The organism is Acinetobacter gerneri DSM 14967 = CIP 107464 = MTCC 9824, assembly GCF_000368565.1.
GTDB classification, from domain to species: Bacteria; Pseudomonadota; Gammaproteobacteria; order Pseudomonadales; family Moraxellaceae; genus Acinetobacter; species Acinetobacter gerneri.
In genome coordinates this window covers 265,540-284,512 of record NZ_KB849533.1, presented here as the reverse complement: position 1 = coordinate 284,512, position 18,973 = coordinate 265,540, and the positions used below count along the sequence as shown (strand labels likewise).

24 protein-coding genes are annotated in these 18,973 nt (G+C 38.1%); 13 read left to right on the top strand and 11 right to left on the bottom strand.

The genetic code is table 11. The features are described from left to right. Window positions 1-109 precede the first annotated feature (109 nt). From F960_RS01665 to F960_RS01655, 3 genes are read left to right on the top strand one after another with little or no spacing between them, the layout of a single operon-like run. Window positions 110-1,006: an alpha/beta hydrolase gene (locus F960_RS01665; RefSeq protein ID WP_004855405.1), complete on the top strand. Its 897-nt coding sequence runs from the start codon at window positions 110-112 to the stop codon at window positions 1,004-1,006. Next, complete coding sequence (gene trxC / locus F960_RS01660; protein ID WP_004855400.1) at window positions 1,006-1,443, top strand: thioredoxin TrxC; 438 nt, start codon at window positions 1,006-1,008, stop codon at window positions 1,441-1,443. Before F960_RS01665 ends, trxC begins: the two co-directional genes overlap by 1 nt. A gap of 55 nt (window positions 1,444-1,498) precedes the next feature. Beyond that, the gene (locus F960_RS01655; protein ID WP_020847054.1) at window positions 1,499-1,867 is read left to right on the top strand and encodes an acyl-CoA thioesterase; all 369 of its coding nucleotides are present in this window, start codon (window positions 1,499-1,501) and stop codon (window positions 1,865-1,867) included. 284 nt (window positions 1,868-2,151) lie between these two features. Here F960_RS01655 and F960_RS01650 read toward each other — a convergent pair whose 3' ends face one another. From F960_RS01650 to F960_RS01640, 3 genes are all read right to left on the bottom strand, one after another. Next, on the bottom strand, window positions 2,152-2,652 hold the full coding sequence (locus F960_RS01650; protein WP_004855395.1) for an ester cyclase: 501 nt from the start codon (window positions 2,650-2,652) through the stop codon (window positions 2,152-2,154). 122 nt (window positions 2,653-2,774) lie between these two features. After that, a complete protein-coding gene (locus tag F960_RS01645) occupies window positions 2,775-3,287 on the bottom strand; it encodes a DUF4442 domain-containing protein (RefSeq protein WP_004855390.1) in 513 nt (170 codons plus the stop codon). Between the two features lie 25 nt (window positions 3,288-3,312). Beyond that, entirely contained in the window at window positions 3,313-3,801 is a 489-nt protein-coding gene (locus F960_RS01640; RefSeq protein ID WP_004855389.1) for a YajQ family cyclic di-GMP-binding protein, read from the bottom strand. 91 nt (window positions 3,802-3,892) lie between these two features. Between F960_RS01640 and F960_RS01635 the strand changes: the two genes are divergently transcribed. Then, window positions 3,893-4,204, top strand: coding sequence for a rhodanese-like domain-containing protein (locus F960_RS01635; RefSeq protein WP_004855387.1), 312 nt, complete (start codon window positions 3,893-3,895; stop codon window positions 4,202-4,204). 48 nt (window positions 4,205-4,252) lie between these two features. Here F960_RS01635 and mnmC1 read toward each other — a convergent pair whose 3' ends face one another. From mnmC1 to F960_RS01615, 4 genes are read right to left on the bottom strand one after another with little or no spacing between them, the layout of a single operon-like run. Then, on the bottom strand, window positions 4,253-6,238 hold the full coding sequence (gene mnmC1 / locus F960_RS01630) for an FAD-dependent 5-carboxymethylaminomethyl-2-thiouridine(34) oxidoreductase MnmC1 (RefSeq protein ID WP_004855384.1): 1,986 nt from the start codon (window positions 6,236-6,238) through the stop codon (window positions 4,253-4,255). A 33-nt stretch (window positions 6,239-6,271) separates the two neighbouring features. Further along, entirely contained in the window at window positions 6,272-6,769 is a 498-nt protein-coding gene (locus tag F960_RS01625) for an SH3 domain-containing protein (RefSeq protein ID WP_004855380.1), read from the bottom strand. 7 nt (window positions 6,770-6,776) lie between these two features. After that, on the bottom strand, window positions 6,777-7,079 hold the full coding sequence (locus F960_RS01620; RefSeq protein ID WP_004855378.1) for a YciI family protein: 303 nt from the start codon (window positions 7,077-7,079) through the stop codon (window positions 6,777-6,779). A 38-nt stretch (window positions 7,080-7,117) separates the two neighbouring features. Then, complete coding sequence (locus F960_RS01615; protein WP_004855374.1) at window positions 7,118-7,741, bottom strand: septation protein IspZ; 624 nt, start codon at window positions 7,739-7,741, stop codon at window positions 7,118-7,120. A gap of 39 nt (window positions 7,742-7,780) precedes the next feature. Between F960_RS01615 and F960_RS01610 the strand changes: the two genes are divergently transcribed. Together F960_RS01610 and F960_RS22560 are read left to right on the top strand one after the other, a co-directional pair. Beyond that, complete coding sequence (locus F960_RS01610) at window positions 7,781-8,632, top strand: PHP domain-containing protein (RefSeq protein ID WP_004855372.1); 852 nt, start codon at window positions 7,781-7,783, stop codon at window positions 8,630-8,632. A 195-nt stretch (window positions 8,633-8,827) separates the two neighbouring features. Beyond that, window positions 8,828-9,004: a DUF7230 family protein gene (locus F960_RS22560; RefSeq protein ID WP_004855369.1), complete on the top strand. Its 177-nt coding sequence runs from the start codon at window positions 8,828-8,830 to the stop codon at window positions 9,002-9,004. 49 nt (window positions 9,005-9,053) lie between these two features. Here F960_RS22560 and ptsP read toward each other — a convergent pair whose 3' ends face one another. Beyond that, window positions 9,054-11,348 carry a phosphoenolpyruvate--protein phosphotransferase gene (gene ptsP / locus F960_RS01605; RefSeq protein ID WP_004855366.1) on the bottom strand — a complete coding sequence of 765 codons (2,295 nt, stop codon included), beginning with the start codon at window positions 11,346-11,348 and terminating at the stop codon, window positions 9,054-9,056. Between the two features lie 234 nt (window positions 11,349-11,582). Then, window positions 11,583-12,083 carry an RNA pyrophosphohydrolase gene (locus tag F960_RS01600; protein ID WP_035374175.1) on the bottom strand — a complete coding sequence of 167 codons (501 nt, stop codon included), beginning with the start codon at window positions 12,081-12,083 and terminating at the stop codon, window positions 11,583-11,585. Between the two features lie 183 nt (window positions 12,084-12,266). Here F960_RS01600 and F960_RS01595 point away from each other — a divergent pair, with 183 nt between their 5' ends. The 4 genes from F960_RS01595 (at window position 12,267) to F960_RS01580 (ending at window position 14,499) form a co-directional block, all read left to right on the top strand. Next, complete coding sequence (locus tag F960_RS01595; RefSeq protein WP_004855362.1) at window positions 12,267-12,917, top strand: HAD family hydrolase; 651 nt, start codon at window positions 12,267-12,269, stop codon at window positions 12,915-12,917. Between the two features lie 136 nt (window positions 12,918-13,053). Then, on the top strand, window positions 13,054-13,524 hold the full coding sequence (locus tag F960_RS01590; RefSeq protein WP_004855359.1) for a DUF2628 domain-containing protein: 471 nt from the start codon (window positions 13,054-13,056) through the stop codon (window positions 13,522-13,524). A gap of 90 nt (window positions 13,525-13,614) precedes the next feature. Beyond that, on the top strand, window positions 13,615-14,118 hold the full coding sequence (locus F960_RS21420; protein ID WP_004855356.1) for a DUF2628 domain-containing protein: 504 nt from the start codon (window positions 13,615-13,617) through the stop codon (window positions 14,116-14,118). 129 nt (window positions 14,119-14,247) lie between these two features. Then, window positions 14,248-14,499, top strand: coding sequence for a DUF2789 family protein (locus F960_RS01580; protein ID WP_004855354.1), 252 nt, complete (start codon window positions 14,248-14,250; stop codon window positions 14,497-14,499). A gap of 52 nt (window positions 14,500-14,551) precedes the next feature. Here F960_RS01580 and F960_RS01575 read toward each other — a convergent pair whose 3' ends face one another. Both F960_RS01575 and F960_RS01570 read right to left on the bottom strand, forming a co-directional pair. Next, the gene (locus tag F960_RS01575; RefSeq protein WP_004855351.1) at window positions 14,552-15,409 is read right to left on the bottom strand and encodes a LysR family transcriptional regulator; all 858 of its coding nucleotides are present in this window, start codon (window positions 15,407-15,409) and stop codon (window positions 14,552-14,554) included. A 184-nt stretch (window positions 15,410-15,593) separates the two neighbouring features. Further along, window positions 15,594-15,836, bottom strand: a complete 243-nt coding sequence (locus F960_RS01570; RefSeq protein WP_004855348.1) for a DUF2061 domain-containing protein — start codon at window positions 15,834-15,836, stop codon at window positions 15,594-15,596. 303 nt (window positions 15,837-16,139) lie between these two features. On the opposite strand from F960_RS01570, the gene leuC reads away from it, so the two are divergent. The 3 genes from leuC to F960_RS01555 all read left to right on the top strand — a co-directional run bounded on the left by leuC (window position 16,140) and on the right by F960_RS01555 (window position 18,965). After that, window positions 16,140-17,588, top strand: coding sequence for a 3-isopropylmalate dehydratase large subunit (gene leuC, locus F960_RS01565; RefSeq protein WP_004855345.1), 1,449 nt, complete (start codon window positions 16,140-16,142; stop codon window positions 17,586-17,588). Window positions 17,589-17,598: 10 nt separating this feature from the next. Next, window positions 17,599-18,249, top strand: a complete 651-nt coding sequence (leuD, locus tag F960_RS01560; RefSeq protein ID WP_004855340.1) for a 3-isopropylmalate dehydratase small subunit — start codon at window positions 17,599-17,601, stop codon at window positions 18,247-18,249. 149 nt (window positions 18,250-18,398) lie between these two features. Next, window positions 18,399-18,965 (top strand): hypothetical protein, encoded by a 567-nt coding sequence (locus tag F960_RS01555; RefSeq protein ID WP_020847051.1) that lies wholly within the window; start codon window positions 18,399-18,401, stop codon window positions 18,963-18,965. The last annotated feature ends 8 nt before the right edge of the window (window positions 18,966-18,973 follow it).

The following is an 18,973-nucleotide window of genomic DNA, read 5'->3' as shown; positions in this document are numbered from 1 at the left end:
ATATCAATTTAAAGAATATATGCTAGTATCATAACATCATGCTTTGACCTGCGTTAAAACACAGCGTCAAATTATCTGAGAATATCAACAAAAAATAACAGGGGAACCGATGTACGCTTATACAGTAGAGCCGCTGTATGTCGAAAGCGGGCATGATTTGATCGCTGCTGACTTTTATAAACCTAAAAATGTCAAAAAACCTGCTGTCATCGTGATGGCACATGGCTTTGCCGCTTTGCGCCAATTTAGATTGATTCCATTTGCACAGCGTTTTGCACAAGCTGGTTATGCAGTTGTCTTATTTGATTATCGTAATTGGGGAGGCAGTACAGGGTTTCCTCGTGAGATGATTTCATTAAAAAAGCAATTGGAAGATTGGAAATCCGTTATTCAATATGTCAGCGCACAAAAAAATATTAATACTCGAAAAATAGTCCTCTGGGGAACATCGCTGAGTGGGGGATATGCGCTCACCCTTGCGACTGAAATGAAAAACATCAATGCTATCATGGTACAAGTGCCTTATGTCGACGGTACTGAATGCGCCAAATATTATCCGATCCAATACTTACCCAAAGCTTTGAAGCTCTCAAGTCAAGATTATATGGGGGCAAAAGTTGGTATCACACCAAAAACACTGCCCGTGGTGCATCCATTTTCACTTTGTTTTATACCTGGTCAGGATAGTTACAATGGCTATATGTCGATCGTCAATCCTGATTATTTTTGGAGTGGAGAGGTGCCTGCACGAGTCTTTTTCAACTTGATGCGTTTTAGGCCAATCCAAAACGTGCGTAGCATTAATATCCCTGTTTTGTTTATTGCTGCAAAAAAAGATGCATTTATCCCGATTGAATCTAGCCGTGAAACCGCTACAAATATTGCACCATTTGTAAATTATCATGAGTGGAATATGTCACATTTTGATATATATCATGGGAAATGGTTGGAAAAAGCAATTTCGACCCAATTAGAGTTTCTACATCAAAATATTGGAGTGAGCTAATGATCGTCGTATGTCCATCATGTGGTGCAAAAAACAGAGTTCCAGAAGAGAAATTAGATTCAAAACCAAGTTGTGGACAATGTCATCATGACCTGATCCCGCTTGCACCAATAGAATTAAATGAACAAAATTTTAGTAATTTCATCAGTAACAGTGACTTACCTGTTCTCATTGATCTTTGGGCAGAATGGTGTGGACCTTGTAAAATGATGGCACCACATTTTGCAGAAGTTGCTAAACATAATTCACATGTGATTTTTGCCAAAATTGACACAGAAGCCAATCCACGATTGAGCCAAGCGTTTAACGTAAGAAGTATTCCCACTCTAGTTTTGATGAATAAAACCAACGAATTTGCTAGAATTAGCGGTGCGTTACGATCTAGCGAATTACAACAGTGGTTAGATCAACAATTGAATGCCAATGCTCGGAGTTAATGTGTCAGATTCTCATATAAAACCAGAAGGTACGCTATCCCTTCAAACTATCGCTATGCCTGCGGATACCAACTGGAGTGGTGATGTTTTTGGTGGTTGGATTGTTTCACAAATGGATTTGGCAGGTGCAATTCATGCAGAACGTTTTAGTAAGGGGCGTTGTGCGACCATTTCAATTAATCAAATGACTTTTTTGGTTCCTGTAAAAGTCGGTGATGTGATTAGTTGTTATACCAAAATTTTAAAAGTCGGAAATACTTCGATTCAAATGCAAATTGAAGTATGGGATAGCCATGATAGTTCACGTGAACCAAAACGTGTAACTGAAGGTGTTTTCACTTTTGTTGCTGTGGATGTCAAAGGCGGTAAGCGTGCGATTCCAGACGAAGTGAAGCAAAAATATGCAGAATCTCAAAAAGTTTAAATTTGAGTTTTAAATTAAAAATCCTAGTCTTAGGTGTCATGTCAGAAAGTTTAGAATTGTTAATTCAATATCTAAAAATCTCCCCTAACCCCTCTTTGAAAAAGAGGGGAACTTACTGTAAATAATAAGTTTAGTTACGGAAAGCTCCCTCCTTTTTTAAAGGAGGGTTGGGGAGGATTTTAAGAATCCTAAACTAACGGGCAATAGATCCTCGCTAGGATTTTTATCATAAAAATGATCTTATCTATTCAAAATACAAAATGCTCATCAGGGCAATTCAACTGTTAAAACATGGTATTGCTGTTTGCACTTTGCTCAGGTACTTGTTGCTGTACATCCCAATGTTCAACAATTTTTCCATTTTCTACACGGAAAATATCCACAATCGCGACTCCGCGATCTTGGGCATTTTGAGTAGAATGTACGTGTAAAAAGACTAAATCTCCCTCTGCTACAGCACGTTTAATTACGCTTTTAGCCTCAGGGTTTTCTTTAAAATGACCTGTAAAATAATCAACAAAAGGCGCTTTACCATCAGGAACATGCGGATTGTGCTGAATATATTGATCACCAATATAGCGATCAGCATAGGCTTTAACTTGATGTTTTAAAAACACACCTTCATAAAAATCAACGACGATTTTTTTATTTTGTTCAGCTTGTTGCGATGCAGAAAGCGCATTTAAGGTTTTTGCCGTTACCGCAGCGGCAGGTTTGTTTGGATCTTGACTACAAGCACTGAGGGCAAGAGGAAGAAGGGCAAAAGCAAAAAGTATTTTTTTCATGAGTTGCTCAAAATAGTACAAAAGTGTTTTTATTTTGAGCAAGATGAGCATCTTTAAATAGTGGAAATACGTCACACTTTATAAGTGATTTAGTAATATTTACACTTACTGAATGGTAAGTTTTATTTACTTTTATTGGATTTTAAGTGTGACTTTGCAACCCAAGCCCAAAGCATTTGGCATTGGATCGGCTCTTCACCAGATTCATCAGTGACTGTCACCTGTACCAGTGTTTCGCCTTTTTCAGTATTTTGCATCAATTGTTGTTGTTCATCGGTCAATGTTGCAACTGCCGTCATCGCCCCTTGAGATGGACGTTTAAAGTCGATATGCATGCTTTTAATCAGCACGATGCAATGATCTGGTACATTCATACCCGTCACGAAACCCGTTGCTGTTTCAGCGATCAAAGCCATTCCACAGGCATGTACTTGCCCGATATGATTTTGGATGGATTTGTGATTTTCAACTTTAACAACGACTGTACTGTTGCTGACTTCTAAATATTTTAGTCCAGCAGTACCGACCATAGGTACGACTCGACCAAAAGCTTTGCTCCAAATGAGTGTACGAACACTTTTTGGAAGTTTGGCAGTGCCTTTAACAAGTTTTGCTAAGCGATTGGTCTGAGTCATGGATTCACCTATGAGTGTGCGATTTTTAATCTTTAAAGTTATTAAATTGTAAAGGCACACCAAATTGTTGTTCTTTTAAAAACGCCATAACTTGTTGCAAAGTATCGCGTTTCTTGTCAGTTACTCGAATTTTGTCACCTTGGATAGATGATTGCACTTTGATGCCACTTTCTTTAATGGCTTTATTAATTTTTTTTGCGGTATCAGAGTCAAGTCCATCTTTAAGTTTGATGACTTGGATTACATTTTTACCAGAAGCTGTCATTTTTTGTGGATCTAAAGCTTGAATATCGACTTTTCGCTTAAAGAAATGATTTTCAAGCATGCTGTACACTTGTTCACATTGGAAATCACTTTCGGTAGAAATTTTAATTTCTTTGGCTTTTTCATTGATTTCAATTGAAACATCTTGTCCACGGAAGTCAAAACGCGTAGCAATCTCTTTTTGAGTGTTCTGTACTGCGTGATTTACTTCAAAAATTTCCAATTCTGAGACAATATCGAAAGAAGGCATAGTTAAGACCTTTGCAAATAGAAAGAATATCTGAGATGCTAGGGATGTTTTCTTCATTTGCCAAGTGTTGTTTACATCAAAGGAGTGCGCAATGATCCGTAAACAAGAAATTACAACATTTGAGTTCCCAGATAATGCTGTTATTTGGGATGTTCGTGATGCAAAAGCTTTTGCTGAAGGTCATTTAAAAGGTGCTGTAAATCAGCCGATTAATGATCTAGGTCAAAATAGCTTAACTCAAGTGGCTTCGGATCAAACAATTTACATTTTATGTGGCGGTGGCAGTAAAGCTCCACGTGCAGCAGAATTGTTAGACGGTATAGATGAGTCTCGTGACTATGTCGTGTTAATGGGTGGAACACGTGCAGCACGTGATGCAGGTTTGCCTATAGAGCAAGCTTAAGAAAAAAGCGCCGCATAGGCGCTTTTTTAATGGCAAATGAAAATAAAATTATGTAGCCGGTTTTTGATAATACGGTTTTCTAACGCGCATGACTTTTTTAAAACGATGAATATCTAGCTTTTTCCACAATGTATTTGAGACAGGACAAGCCTCTCCTAAAATGTGCGCCAATAACACTTCTGTGCAAAGTGGTGTAAATAAGAAACCTTTAGAACCCATACCCGCAAAGCTATACACTTCACGATTTGGATCAGGTTTACCCAAAACAGGAAAATAATCTGGACTTTGTGCTCGGACTGAAGCACGACCTTGCCATTCTGCGATATTTTTTAGAGATTGTGCATATTCTGGAAATGAATTGTGGATAAGTTCATAGTTATGCACATGATCTTCTTCAAGCACTTCTTGGTCATCACGGTTTGGATAAAATGAAGCACCCATGATCAAATGCTCATCATCTAACTGCATACAATAACCGCCAAAACTATAGGCAAGCTTTGGATCTAAACGCTGCTGTGGATTGCGTACCCAGCTAACTTGACCACGAACGGGTTTTAACTCAGGATATTGTGGAAAAAACTGTTTGCTATGACGTGCAGCGCAAACGATCACATGATCATAAGCTTCATCTATTTGTTCTGAGTCACTGAGCAGTTTCAGCGTATCATCTGATTGCTTTTGGATAGATGAAATATCAGCTACCTTAAACTCAATCAGCGGATGCTCCAAGATTTCATCTTTGAGTCGGTCAGGATAGACCGCACCCGCTTGCGTCAGTTGTAAACTTGAAAATTCAGTTTTAATTTCAGATTGTTCAGGACTAATGACTTTTAAGGTCGCCTCTGGATATTGTTCAGCGATTGCCAAATTTTCTTCAGGATCTTTTAATGCAATCTGATTGATCGCTAAAGGGCGAAATGCTTTAAATTTTTGATAAAACTGTAGCGCGTAGGGCCAAGATATCGTCATCAAATGTTCAGCACTTTGCTCAATTGGGCTAAGTTTTGGATTGAGTAATGCCAAAGGATTGCCAGAACCCTCTGCTAGGGGTGCTGATTTGTCGTAAATGATGACTTGATGTCCACGACATGCCAACATATAGGCATGGGTCAAACCCGCGATTCCTGCGCCAATAATCGCAAATTTGCGTTGTCTAAACTTTTGTTTGCTATGAACCGTTAAAGCATCATGTTTGAGGTGAATTGAGTTGTTATTTTCAATCTCTGACTTATTGTCTAAATTGATTTTATTTTCATGACTGTTTTCAGAACAATTCAAATGATTAACTGAATCAGTAGGCTGAGCAGATTGCCAAATCGCTTTAAGCATTTCCCGTTTATGCCCAAATCCACGGGGACGGGTAATCGTGATACCGTGCTGTTTTAGACCTCGTTTTAAGACGCCAGCGACACTAAACGAAGCAAAAGTCGTTCCGATCGCGGATAAACGTACGATGTGATTGAGGACATTTTCTTGCCACATATCTGGATTGCATGAAGGTGCAAATCCATCTAAAAACCATGCATCGACGGCTTTGGTTTTTTCTATGACAGGAAATATATCGTGTGCATCGCCTAGCCAAAGATCAATCGAAAAGCGTTCATTTGGAAAATTTAAACGATGGCAGCCTGAGATTGGAAGGGGATATTGCTCGATCAATTGATCAGCAAGATCTTTCAGTTCAGGCCAAGCATTTAAGGCCCGAATTAAATCCTTTTTATTGAGAGGAAATTTTTCAACACTGGTGGCGTGTAAATGACTGTGATTGTTTGGGCGAACCTGTTGCCAAAGTTGCCAAAGTGCCAAGATATTTAGACCTGTACCAAAACCTGTTTCTGCAACGCTGAAATATTCAAAATCTTTTAAATGGGCAAGACGAGTAGACAAGTCATTGCCATTTAAAAAAACATGTCGTGTTTCTAATAGACCATTGTCTTTAGAAAAATAAACATCCCCAAACTGTTTTGAAACAGGTATTTCGATGCCATCAATAGATTGCCAATCGAGATCAGCTGTCCTAATGGTATTTGTCAAAATAAAATCGCCTTATGCTCAGATGAAGCAAATTTACCACTGACGACGACGTTTGGTATAGATATAACTTGCGATTAGGAAACCAAGTAATACACCTACAGCAATGGTTGCAGCGCCGTATAAGAACATTTGAGCACTACGTTCACTTTGTAGCACTTGGACTTGAACGCCTAAATTGTCATTTTTAAGTTGTAATTCTTGGTTTTGCGACAAAGCATCTAAGTTCGCTTTTTCAAGTTGTTGCAAACGTGTTGCCTGATCTTTGACCATGGCACGTACTTTGGCATCTTCAGTGACTTTTTGTTTGGCAATTTGTTCTGCAGTTAGCTTTTTATCTTCAGGTGTTTGTTCCTGAGTTTCCTGATTTTTTGCGCCTGCCGTTGCCGCGAGAATATTGGGTTTAGGTGCAGCTGCTGCTGGAGTTGTAGTCGTCGTGCCCGCAGCAGGTGGATTTGCTGTCGGCACAGGCTCAGCCCATGCAATTGAACTAATTAAAGATAAGCCAAGTAAGCTTTTCACTACAACTCGCATCTTGCTATTATCCTTTTGGAAATGCTTTATTGAAAGGTTTTACGTCCACATGCTCATAGATGCCTTCGAGAACAAAAGGTTCTTCTTTTAACCAAGCATCCAAAGCTTCACGACTTTCAAAATCCAAAATCATCGTACTGCCATAAAAACCATCTTGTGGATTTTCAGGGTTTTTTGGCATTGCACCTGCAACAATGACACGACCTTCTGCATCAAGTTTATTTAAACGCTCGATATGACGAGGGCGAACCGCTAAACGTTTTTCTAAAGTACCTTCTTTATCGGTACAGCTAATCACAAAAAATGGCATGCTATGTCTCTGATTTCAGAACTTTAATAATAAGTGAATCATTCTTGAGGTGTTTTAAAATGCTTACGCAAAAGAATGAACTGTATAATGATAAATGAAAACATCACGATCATGTCACCAAAAGCAGTGAAATTTACCCAAACAGCGTGATCTGGTGATGGATCGGGATAAATAAAGCCAAAAAAGAAATGCAAAAATGCCATAAAGCAGAACATTCCTACCCAAGCCCAGTTGAGTTTTAACCATCCTTTATAAGAAAGTTCAAATACAGGATCAAATAATCTTTGGATCAACGGTTTTTTGATTTTTCCAATCATTGGGCTGATCATAAAGGCAAGTGAAAAAGCAAGATTGAGGAAAATTGCCTTATAAATCATAAATTCGCCTTTGCGTAAGGCAATGGTTAGACCACCAAAAATAATGGTACTCACCACAACTAAAAGCTGCGCTTTTTCTAATTTAAATTTTTGTGAAATATATAAGTAGCTATAAATAATAAAAGTTGCAACCATTAATGCTAATGTTGCAACTAAAATATTTTGATTACTTTCGGCACCTGTGATCCCAATTCGTTCTAAAATGGCATGACTTTGCTCAGGCTTTATTAACTTGTAAACTAAAAAGAATATGATTATTGGTAAATAATCTAAAAATGCTTTCATGTTAGAGTATCAAACTGTTCAGGTGGATGTAGTATAAAGATGCAAGGAATAGATTTACATACACATAGTAATATTTCTGATGGTACGTTGACGCCAGAGCAACTTGTGAGTGCTGCGCTTGAGCTCGGAATTCATACACTTGCTTTGACGGATCACGATAGCATGGATGGCTTAATAAAAGCTGAACAATTTGCAAAAAATCAACCAATTCGCATCATTTCGGGTTCAGAAATTTCTAGCCAATGGGCGAGACCTGCGACCAAGAAAAGTTATGGTGTGCATATTGTGGCTTTAAATATGCAAAATCCTGCGCCCTTACTCAAGGTTTTGGATGAACAAAAACGGATTCGGGCAGAACGTGCCAAGCAAATCTGTGATTTATTGATTCCTCTGATCGGTCAAGATATTTATGCGGATGTACTGCTAAAAGTTGATGGTATTGCAGACCATATCACTCGAACTCATATCGCTAAGACCTTGGTTGAAAAGGGGATTGTCAGCAGAGCACAACAAGCTTTTGATAAATACATCAAAGAAGGTAAAAAAGCCTACGTCAAATTTGATGGTCTGTGTTTAGAGGAAACCATCAAAGTGATCCATGAAAGTCAGGGGTTCGCCGTGTTGGCACATCCAACTCGTTATGGTTTATCTGCAACCAATGTACGATATATGATTGAATTATTTGCCAATGCAGGTGGTGATGCAGTTGAGTTGCCTCCAAATATCGAGCCTTTATCGACACGTCAAATGGTGGATCGGATCATCGCCCAGTTTAATCTCAAAGTTTCAGTCGGTAGTGATTATCATGGTGAAAATATGCCATGGATCAAGCTTGGCAATATTCCTCGAGTAAAAGAAGGGCAGGTGGGAATTTGGGAAAGCTTCAGATAAAAAATAGATAAAGATTTAGATAAAGATCAAGTCTAATCATTGAGCTAAATGATTGCTGAATTTAGTTTTTTTATTTTTATATGAAATGTAAATATTTTATAAGTTCTGCTTGAAATTTATGCAAAAAGGACTAATATCATTTTTCCTGCACAGTTGTGTGGGAACTCAGAAAACATCAAGTGATAAGGTGGAAATATGGCGAAGCAAAAGAAACAGCCAGAAGAGGTCATCAACAATCTGGTTGCAAAACATATGCATGAATTCAATAAAAGTCACGTTTTTATTGATCGAAAGAAAAATATGAAACGTGGTTATAACAAACACAGACAAGGGCGATATTCTGACGATTATCGCTCTTTTTTATTGTGCTGAGTTTAGCTTTTGATTTCGCAAAATAATTAAAAAAATAGATTTATCCGTCTTAAACCGAAACCAATCTTGAAGTTTTCACCATATCCGCAAGACCATGATGTTTAAAATAATATTCCATCCAACTTTTTACGATCAGTGGATTATTCATTTTTACAACATCTTCTAAAAGTTGCTGTGCATCTGTCATTGGCACATGGCAAATTGCTTTACGAACGCGCAAAATATTACTCGAACTCATCGAGAGGGTATTGAATCCCATTGCCATGAGTAGAATTGCAGACAGTGGATCACCTGCCATTTCCCCACAAATACTGATTGGTTTTTCGTACTTATGGCACTCTTTGACTAAGCGTTGTAGGGCAATCAAAACAGATGGATGAAAATGTGAATACACGCTAGAAACACGTGGGTTATTTCGATCTACAGCTAACAAATATTGAATCAAATCGTTAGAACCCACCGAGAAGAAATCAACGAGTTCGGCAAATTCGCCAATCTGTAACAGCACGCTCGGCACTTCAACCATAATACCGATTTTAGGCTTGGTAATTTTGACTTGCTCTTCTTCTTGAACAGCAGCCCAATCACGTTCCAATAGATACAGTGCTTCTTCAACTTCACTGACACTGGTCACCATTGGCAATAAAATATGTAAATTATTTAGACCAATACTGGCTTTGAGCATGGCACGAATTTGGGAAGAAAAAATTTCAGGGTGGTCTAGGGTAAAACGAATCCCTCTCCAGCCAAGTGCTGAGTTTTCTTCTTCAATTTCGAAATAAGGTAAATCTTTGTCAGCACCAATATCGAGGGTACGCATGACCACAGGTTTATTGGCAAAATGGCTGAGCTGCTGACGGTAAATCGCACGTTGTTCCTCTTCACCAGGGAAGCGATCACGCAGCATAAACGGAATTTCCGAACGATACAGTCCAACACCTTTCGCACCACGTTGTACGCCACGAACCACATCAATCATCAGACCTGTGTTGACATAAAGTTTTACTGCTACGCCGTCAGGTGTAATCGAGTCTTTAGTCTCGTACTGTTTTAAATCTTTGACGATTTGTTCTTCTTCTTTTTGAATCTCTTTATAACGTTGACGTAAGCGTCGAGGCGGATTGACAAAAACCCGTCCTTGATAAGCATCAACGATCATTTCAACATCATCGAGTGTATTGACGGGTAATTCGGTCACGCCAACCACAGTTGGAATACCAAGCGCACGTGCCACGATGACCATATGTGAATTGGCTGCACCTTCACTGGTTACAATCGCTGCAATTTTATCTACAGGTAACTCAACCAAAGCAGCTGTACTGATCTCATCACCAATCAAGATACTTTCGCTGCTTAGCTCGCGATGACTACTATCATTTTCTTGCAATGAAGCCAAAATGCGACGACCGAGATCTTTGAGGTCAGAAACACGCTCACGCAGATAGTCATCTTCCATTTGTGCAAAAAGCGCAACATGTTTATCAATCACACGTTTTACTGCGCCTTGTGCCCAATTGCCACCACGAATCAGTTCTTTAATCTCAGCAGGTAGGGCATTTTCATCAAGCATGCGTAAAAATACGCTGAATAATGCACGCTCTTCAGACATGAGCGAATCTTGCATTTTTTCATCAAGTGCTTCGATTTCACTACGTACTGATTGTACTGCTTGATCGAGTAAATCTAATTCATCGCTGATGTCTTCTGCTTCACGATCAGGCACAGCAGCCAAATCAGCAGGAGGATATAAAATAATGGCACGACCCAGTGCTATACCGCCTGAACCTGATACCCCTTGAAAGGTTTTATAGGCAGGGGAACTGCTTGGTTTGCGAAATACATCAATATTGCCGACTGCATGTGCATGAGCAATGACGCCAGAAAGTTGTGCACAGAGCGTAACTAAAAAGGATTCAGCGGCTTCACTAAAATCTTGAGGTTCTTTATTTTGAACAACTAAAACGCCCATTACTTTGCGTCGGTACATCACAGGTACACCGAGGAATGAGTTATACAACTCCTCACCTGTTTCTGGAAAATAAATAAAGCGTTCGTGTTTTGGCGCATTGTCCAAGTTGACAATTTCTTCACGCTGACCCACTAAGCCGACCAAGCCTTCACCGAGTTGCAAAGATACATTGCCGACAGCTTCAGGATTTAAGCCTTTGGTCGCCATGAGCAAATAACGCTGATTACGTTCATCCAATAAATAAATCGAACAAACATCGACATTCATGGCTTCGGAAACTTGATTGACCATTATTTCCAAAGAATCATGCAGACTGACGGACGAATTGATCTCTTGAACAATACGTCTGAGCGTGTCCAGTTGCATGTTTGACATAAATGTCTACTCCCAATCAAGCGTTATAGTTGATCTTTCAACCGAGTGATGTAACGATGGAAAATTGAAAATAAGAAAACACCCTAAAAATCAAATTTTCCAAAACTACATGAGCCAGCCAAATAATTTGGCTTTAGCTTTTGTGGGTAAATCATTAAAAATGACTTGCCCCGAAAGATGATTGCAAAATAGATTGCACCACTTTATTTATAACAGCTTTTTTTGAAAAATCATTTACATTTTCGATGAATTTTCAGAACTTTGCTGTGGTAATTGCATACATAGTTCGACCATGGCTTTACGGTAAACATCACGTTTGAAATTTACCACTTGCCCAAGCGGATACCAGTAACTGACCCATTGCCAGTGATCAAACTCTGGCGGATCGGACAAATCCAACTGAATATTTTGAGCTGAAGCTGTCAGTTTTAATAAAAACCATTTCTGTTTTTGCCCAATACAAATCGGATCAGAATCTGACCTGATGTACCGGTGTGGCAAACGATAACGCAGCCAACCTTTGGTTTGCGCAATAATTTGGACATGTTCTGGCAATAAGCCGACTTCTTCTCTTAGCTCTCTAAAAAGTGCCTGTTCAGGAGTCTCTCCGTATTGAATGCCTCCTTGCGGAAATTGCCATGCATTGTGACCAATGCGCTTCGCCCATAAAACCTGTCCATTATCATTTGCCAAAATGATCCCGACGTTGGGTCGGAAACCTTCTGAATCGATCATTTGGCTACCTAAAAATTTATCAATATCGTTGACTTTGATCTCGGGGACAGTCACTCTTTAGCCCTACACGAAAAGATCAAAGTAAAATGTTTTAAAATTGCTATGATCTTAACGAATTTTGCTCGTCTAGCCGAGCTAGAATTACAAATTTTTTCTTAAATTTCAGTTTGAATGAGTATTTTCATGAAATTGGCGCTGTTTGATCTAGATCACACCTTATTAAATACCGACTCTGACCATTCTTGGGGAGAGTTTTTAGTGAATGAAGGCTTGGTAGATCCAGTCCATCATCGCCAAATGAATGATAAATTTTATGAAGATTACAAAGCAGGGCAGTTAGATCCGATTGCTTATAACGAATTTGTCTTTGAGTTTTTAACGCAAAATTCAAATGAATATTTAACTGAATTGCACCAGTTATTTATGAAAAAAGTCATTCGCGAAAAAATGCGCCCAAAAGGTTTTGAAGCGATTCAAAAACACAAAGATGCAGGACATGAAATTGTGGGGATTACTGCAACTTCTGACTTTATCACTGCACCGATTTTCCGTGAATTTGGTATAGAAAATATTATTGCGACCAATGCCGAAGTCAAAGATGGCAAATATACAGGTAAGGTTGCTGGCTTGCCGTGTTACCAAAAAGGTAAATTGGTTCGTCTAGATCAATGGCTTGATGGTCGTGAAGTGTCAGAGTCTTGGGCTTATTCAGATTCGATCAATGACCGTTTCTTGTTGGAATATGCCGATCATCCTGTAGTGGTATGTCCTGATGAGCGATTAGAGGCATTGGCGCTATCGAAAAATTGGCCGATAGAAGATTGGTCGATTTAATTTCTTATTGTTAAAAGCAGTGTCATATACACTGCTTTTTTTTGTCATATAAAACAAAAAAACCATATAAATTGAATAACTTAAAACTTGACTATATATTGATTATTTAAAACTTTATATACCTTGGGGGAAGGTCATGGATAATAATATTGAAAACTCTGATATATCACAGGATATGCAAGAGTCGTATAGAGAAACATTTGTTGGGGAAAAATATCAAAAATATTATCAATCTCGTTTTGATCAAATAAATAATAAGAATGGATTTAATGTTGCTGCATTTTTTCTCGGCATATTTTGGTTACTGTATCGAAAAATGTATTTATATAGTTTTATTTTTTTCGCTTTGTTTATTCTTTATTGTTTTATACCCACATCAAGTTCTGTCGATCGAGGGATTGCTATTGGTATTACAATAGGTATAGGGGCGGGTGGAAATGGAATATATAAAAATTTTGTTGATCAGAAAATTAAAAAAATCATTAGTCTTCAGCCAAATAACCTAGAGCAAGAATTGCGAGAACAAGGCGGAACAGATTTTTATTCGCCATTAGGATTGCTGATCGTGGTGATTGTGTTGTATTGGATCGGTCATAATTTTGCTTAATCTATAGTAATAATGAGGTGATGAATTGATTTAATTTGTTATAGCATGCATATTTAACTATAAATGTCGAGATAATAAAGCTATATAAAAATGAATGATTTAACGCAAAATGAATTACTTAAAAATTTCATTGGTTCTGAAAAAAAGTATATTCACTATTGTGAAAATAACTCGAAAATAGGTTTTAATTGGGCTGCTTTCCTTTTTGGAATTTACTGGCTTTTATATCGGAAAATGTATTTATATGCATTTTGTATGTTGGTTATTGCCACTTTTTTAATTTTAGTTTTATTGCTCAGTGGAATAAATCAACATTATTTTATGAGTGCATGTTTAATCTTAAATTTAATTTTTAATGTCACACTGGGTTTTTGGGGAAATACATTATATCGCAATTTTGCTTTAGCAAAAGTTAAAAAATATATGAACAACCCTCGATACTCTCCAGAATTCTTTGCACTATACGGTGGTGTGACATGGGGTGTACCTATCATCGTATTATTGGTTTATTCACTGCTTTTATTTATGGGTGTAGCTCCCTTATTGATGCCTAAACCACAACCTGTTGCAATTTATGTGATAGAGTTTGGATAAAATGACTTTAAGGGTATTTATGGCATGTTTTAAATTGTTAAATATTTAAAATATAAACGTTAAATTGCAAGATAAGTGGATTTGTTATGTTAATCTAAATATGAAAAATAACATAATAGAGGACGCAAAATGAACAATCCACGCCCAAGAATGACACATCTATTTGAACAGCTTGGTTTGGATGCGAGTGAAGAAGCAATCGCCGAATTTATCAGTACACACCAACTTGATCGTGATACTTTCATCAATGATGCAAACTATTGGACAGATGCACAGCGCCAATTTATAGAAGAAAAAATGAAATCTGATGGAGAGTGGGCGATTGTCGTTGATCAATTAAATGAATCATTACATGAAGATTCAGTGAATCAATCCAAATAATAGTTTTAAATTTCCCTTTCTTAAAAGTTAAGAGAGGGAAATATTTGGCGAGTTACTTCATCATTTCAATCAATTCTTGAACGGCTCTAGATTGAGTACGTGCAGGATGCCAAACCATACCTAAATGACGATTCATATTGGTCTGGATTTCAAGTTGATGCAAATCTTGATTGAGTAGTGTTTTTGGGAGTACCGACCAACCCAATCCAATTGAAACCAACATACGGATCGATTCAAGTGGATTGTTGCTCATGGTGATTTTCGGTTTCAGCCCTTGTTTCTCAAACTCTGCCAACGTGATTTGACTGGTATAAGTCTGTGCAGCTGGTAATAAACTTGGATATTCGATCAAATCTTCTAATCTAAGATTTTTCTTATGCGCCAAAGGATGAAATGGTGACACGACAAAAACCAGTGGATCATTCCAGATGGTGATATATTCGAGTCGATCATCACCCACAGGTGGCAAAGTTAAAAATGCCAACTCCAAATCACCTGCTAAAACCTGTTCATGCGCTTGTTCTGAATCGACAAAATGCACATCCAAAGTGACATCCGGATATTGTTGAACATAATTTTTTAGATGAATCGGCAAATGGTGTAAGCCAATATGATGGCTTGTACCAATTTTCAGTTTACCTTGAACCTGACCTTGTTCATGACTTAGGGTGTGATGAATATCGCCCAATTCATTTAGCCAGTTTTTAACTTTTGGCAATAATGAATGTGCAGCATGTGTGGCTTGAACACCACGTCCCGCAGATTCAAATAGTTTCACACCAAAATAGTCTTCCAGACTATGAATACGCTTCGTGACAGCCGGTTGAGTAATAAACAGTTGGTCTGCTGCCATAGAAATCGAACCAGTTTCCATGACTTTAACAAAGGCTTCAAATGCTGCAAGATTCATAAGCGTACAACTTGGTTATGAAATAAATATCTAATTATAAAATAATTTTATAAAGAATGTGAATAAATTAAATTAAATATGCTGATTTTTATGTTACGAGGCTTATATTTTTGCTTATTTTAAAGTCAGCAAAGCCATCCAATGAATGGCCTTACTGAGAAATGAGGCAAGTATTTAAAGCGATTTATACGAGGCTTTGATTTTTTAAAGCATCATTATTTTCTTTACGATTCCATACTTTTTCGTGGAAAAAGAAAGCAAAAGCTTGCACTGTAGGCTCAAGCAAACTTAAAGTCATTGCCATCCATAAATTACCAGTGACCAAATAAGCCACCACCATTGCTACAGTAATGTGCATGATGTAGTAGCTAAAAGTTTTCTTTAAAGTTCGACCATTATTGCTTACAAAGTTTTGGATACGTGCCATGTTGAATGCCTCATTTCAATTTTTCGATTTAATGAATAATAATCATTATCATTTAAAATGTAAAAGTGAATAATATATTTATTGCAATCGTTTTTGTAAATAAGCTGGAAATATTCTGTGAAAATGGCTGAATCTGAGCAATACTGAATAGGCTCTCATGAAAAAAACAGTGAGATACAAATTGTAATAAAAAGATTCCAAAAAGTTTTTAAATTAATAAAAATGATAAATTAGATTTATGTAAAATAGCGACTATAATCGAGTTTAATGAAAGAATTACCCAGTCCAGTGGAGCATATCGACATGGCAGGCGAAACCCAAAAAGCAAAAACAGAATCTGCAAAAACATTGTATGACAAATTGTGGAATGACCATTTAGTACAACAACGAGATGATGGTTCAAGTTTACTCTATATCGATCGTCATTTATTACATGAAGTGACTTCACCGCAAGCCTTTGAAGGTTTGCAGCTTGCAGGTCGTAAACCTTGGCGCTTAAGTGCCAACGTTGCAACACCTGACCATAATGTACCCACTTCTAAGAAAGAGCGTTCTGAAGGGATTGCTGGTATTGAAGATGAAACTTCACGTATCCAAGTACAAACTTTGGATGACAACTGTGAAGCGTTCAATATTGTTGAATTTAAAATCAATGATATCCGTCAAGGGATCGCGCATGTGGTTGGTCCTGAGCAAGGTTTGACTTTGCCGGGTATGACCGTGGTTTGTGGTGACTCGCATACGGCTACACATGGTGCATTTGGTTGTTTGGCACACGGCATTGGTACATCGGAAGTTGAACATGTATTGGCGACTCAATGCTTAGTTCAAAAGAAAATGAAAAATATGTTGGTACGTGTTGACGGAACATTGGGTCAAGGCGTAACGCCAAAAGATGTGGTATTGGCTATTATCGGTAAAATTGGTACTGCTGGTGGTACGGGTCATGCGATTGAGTTTGGCGGACAAGTATTCCGTGATATGTCGATCGAAGGTCGTATGACTGTATGTAATATGGCAATCGAAGGCGGCGCTCGTGTGGGTATGGTTGCTGTCGATGACAAAACGATTGAATATGTTAAAAATCGCCCTTATGCGCCAAAAGGTGAGCAATGGGATGCAGCAGTCGCTTATTGGAATACTTTACATAGTGATGCTGATGCGCATTTCGATACGGTTGTTGTGTTGCAAGGCGAAGAGATTGAACCTCAGGTTTCATGGGGTACTTCACCTGAAATGGTGATTCCAGTATCTCAAGCTGTTCCAACATTAGAACAAGCACGAGATGATGTACAACGCAATGACTGGACACGTGCATATCAATATATGGGCTTGGATGCAGGTCAAGCTTTGGCAGATATCCAATTGGACCGCGTCTTTATTGGGTCATGTACGAACTCTCGTATTGAAGATATTCGTGCTGCTGCTGAAGTTGCCAAAGGTAAAAAAGTAGCAAGTTCAATCAAACAAGCCATGGTTGTCCCTGGTTCTGGTTTAGTTAAAGCACAAGCAGAAAAAGAAGGTTTAGATAAAATCCTTATCGAAGCTGGTTTTGAATGGCGTGAGCCGGGTTGTTCAATGTGTTTAGCGATGAATGCTGATAAATTGCAACCGGGTGAGCACTGTGCATCGACTTCAAACCGTAACTTTGAAGGTCGTCAGGGTAATGGCGGTCGTACACATTTAGTTAGCCCAGCAATGGCAGCAGCAGCAGCAATCGCTGGTCATTTTGTTGACGTACGTACATTCTAAGGAGCAAAAAATGAAAGCTTATACCGTTGAACAAGGTATCGTTGCACCATTAGATCGTGCCAATGTCGATACAGATTTGATCATTCCAAAACAGTTTTTAAAATCAATTAAACGTACTGGTTTTGGTGACAACTTATTTGATGAATTACGTTATTTAGACGAAGGTTATCCAGGTCAAGACAATTCAAAACGCCCAATCAATCCTGATTTCGTTTTAAATCAGCCACGTTTTAAAGGTGCATCTGTATTGATCGCACGTCAAAATTTTGGTTGTGGTTCAAGCCGCGAACATGCGCCTTGGGCTTTGGATGAATACGGATTCCGTACGGTGATTGCACCAAGTTTTGCTGATATTTTCTTTAATAATAGCTTTAAAAATGGCATGTTACCTGTGATTTTGACAGAAGAACAAGTCGATCAATTATTTAAAGAATGTGCTGAAAATGAAGGCTATCAGCTAACGATTGATTTGCAAGCTCAAGAAGTACGTACACCATCTGGTGAAGCGTTCAAATTTGAAGTTGACCCCTTTCGCAAACACTGTTTGTTAAATGGTTTGGATGATATCGGTTTAACACTTCAAGCTGCTGATGCAATCAAAGCTTATGAAGAAAAGACTCAACAATCACGTCCTTGGGTGTTCCAAGAGATTCGTGGTTAATCGTTTAAATTGTGCTTGAATTATTTAACTAATATATTGAAAAATATAGTTTAATATTTAAGCATAGCGTGAAAGCTGAAGTCTTGCTAACATGTTCGCAATTCAAATTGAAATATTGTCGATCTGTGAGCAAGATTGGGGCAGAACAAATGACCAAAGTTGTCAGTAAAAGTGTTGTACTTACACTCGCATGTCTATTTTTAGGTGGATGTGCGAGTCAGTCAGTTGATCGAATGCGTATCAAACAGGCTGAAAAACAGCCTATTGCTGCCAATAATGTCAAAATTTATTGTTCAGGTGCTCAAAGTTGTGAGTTCGAGCGTTTTGATAAGCAAGAAATTGTCAATGCAACGACTCAGCGTGTAAATCGGGATGCGATTCAAAAAGGTTATGTGCATTTAGTAGATAACTCATTTAAAGATAAAGGATTGTATTTGACGGTTCCACCGACCCAAGCAGAATTGGTGGTTCGTTTTTATCCTATTTCAAATAAACATGCCGAAGTTTTTCATCTGATTCACAACTTTAAAGCCAAGCAAAACTATACCTTGAAAATGTACCGTAAGCGTTTTACGACACCGGGAAGTTTGCTGAGCGTTTCTGCGCCAATGCCTTTATGTGTAGATTTATTGCAAGCGCAAAAGACAATTCGCCGTTTCTGCCGTCCTTACGATGTATTGACTGGTATCAGTGAGTTTGTTGAACAAAAGATTTAATTTTTCTC

Coding starts and splice junctions, on each gene's coding strand:
- leuD (WP_004855340.1), top strand. CDS start 17,599: ATGAAAGCTTATACCGTTGAACAAGGTATCGTTGCACCATTAGATCGT.
- F960_RS01610 (WP_004855372.1), top strand. CDS start 7,781: ATGCAAGGAATAGATTTACATACACATAGTAATATTTCTGATGGTACG.
- ptsP (WP_004855366.1), bottom strand. CDS start 11,348: ATGTCAAACATGCAACTGGACACGCTCAGACGTATTGTTCAAGAGATC.
- F960_RS01640 (WP_004855389.1), bottom strand. CDS start 3,801: ATGCCTTCTTTCGATATTGTCTCAGAATTGGAAATTTTTGAAGTAAAT.
- F960_RS01650 (WP_004855395.1), bottom strand. CDS start 2,652: ATGAAAAAAATACTTTTTGCTTTTGCCCTTCTTCCTCTTGCCCTCAGT.
- F960_RS01555 (WP_020847051.1), top strand. CDS start 18,399: ATGACCAAAGTTGTCAGTAAAAGTGTTGTACTTACACTCGCATGTCTA.
- F960_RS01595 (WP_004855362.1), top strand. CDS start 12,267: ATGAAATTGGCGCTGTTTGATCTAGATCACACCTTATTAAATACCGAC.
- F960_RS01625 (WP_004855380.1), bottom strand. CDS start 6,769: ATGCGAGTTGTAGTGAAAAGCTTACTTGGCTTATCTTTAATTAGTTCA.
- F960_RS01655 (WP_020847054.1), top strand. CDS start 1,499: ATGCCTGCGGATACCAACTGGAGTGGTGATGTTTTTGGTGGTTGGATT.
- trxC (WP_004855400.1), top strand. CDS start 1,006: ATGATCGTCGTATGTCCATCATGTGGTGCAAAAAACAGAGTTCCAGAA.
- F960_RS01575 (WP_004855351.1), bottom strand. CDS start 15,409: ATGAATCTTGCAGCATTTGAAGCCTTTGTTAAAGTCATGGAAACTGGT.
- F960_RS01600 (WP_035374175.1), bottom strand. CDS start 12,083: ATGATCGATTCAGAAGGTTTCCGACCCAACGTCGGGATCATTTTGGCA.
- F960_RS01570 (WP_004855348.1), bottom strand. CDS start 15,836: ATGGCACGTATCCAAAACTTTGTAAGCAATAATGGTCGAACTTTAAAG.
- F960_RS01590 (WP_004855359.1), top strand. CDS start 13,054: ATGGATAATAATATTGAAAACTCTGATATATCACAGGATATGCAAGAG.
- F960_RS01615 (WP_004855374.1), bottom strand. CDS start 7,741: ATGAAAGCATTTTTAGATTATTTACCAATAATCATATTCTTTTTAGTT.
- F960_RS21420 (WP_004855356.1), top strand. CDS start 13,615: ATGAATGATTTAACGCAAAATGAATTACTTAAAAATTTCATTGGTTCT.
- F960_RS01665 (WP_004855405.1), top strand. CDS start 110: ATGTACGCTTATACAGTAGAGCCGCTGTATGTCGAAAGCGGGCATGAT.
- F960_RS01620 (WP_004855378.1), bottom strand. CDS start 7,079: ATGCCATTTTTTGTGATTAGCTGTACCGATAAAGAAGGTACTTTAGAA.
- F960_RS01645 (WP_004855390.1), bottom strand. CDS start 3,287: ATGACTCAGACCAATCGCTTAGCAAAACTTGTTAAAGGCACTGCCAAA.
- F960_RS01635 (WP_004855387.1), top strand. CDS start 3,893: ATGATCCGTAAACAAGAAATTACAACATTTGAGTTCCCAGATAATGCT.
- F960_RS22560 (WP_004855369.1), top strand. CDS start 8,828: ATGGCGAAGCAAAAGAAACAGCCAGAAGAGGTCATCAACAATCTGGTT.
- F960_RS01580 (WP_004855354.1), top strand. CDS start 14,248: ATGAACAATCCACGCCCAAGAATGACACATCTATTTGAACAGCTTGGT.
- leuC (WP_004855345.1), top strand. CDS start 16,140: ATGGCAGGCGAAACCCAAAAAGCAAAAACAGAATCTGCAAAAACATTG.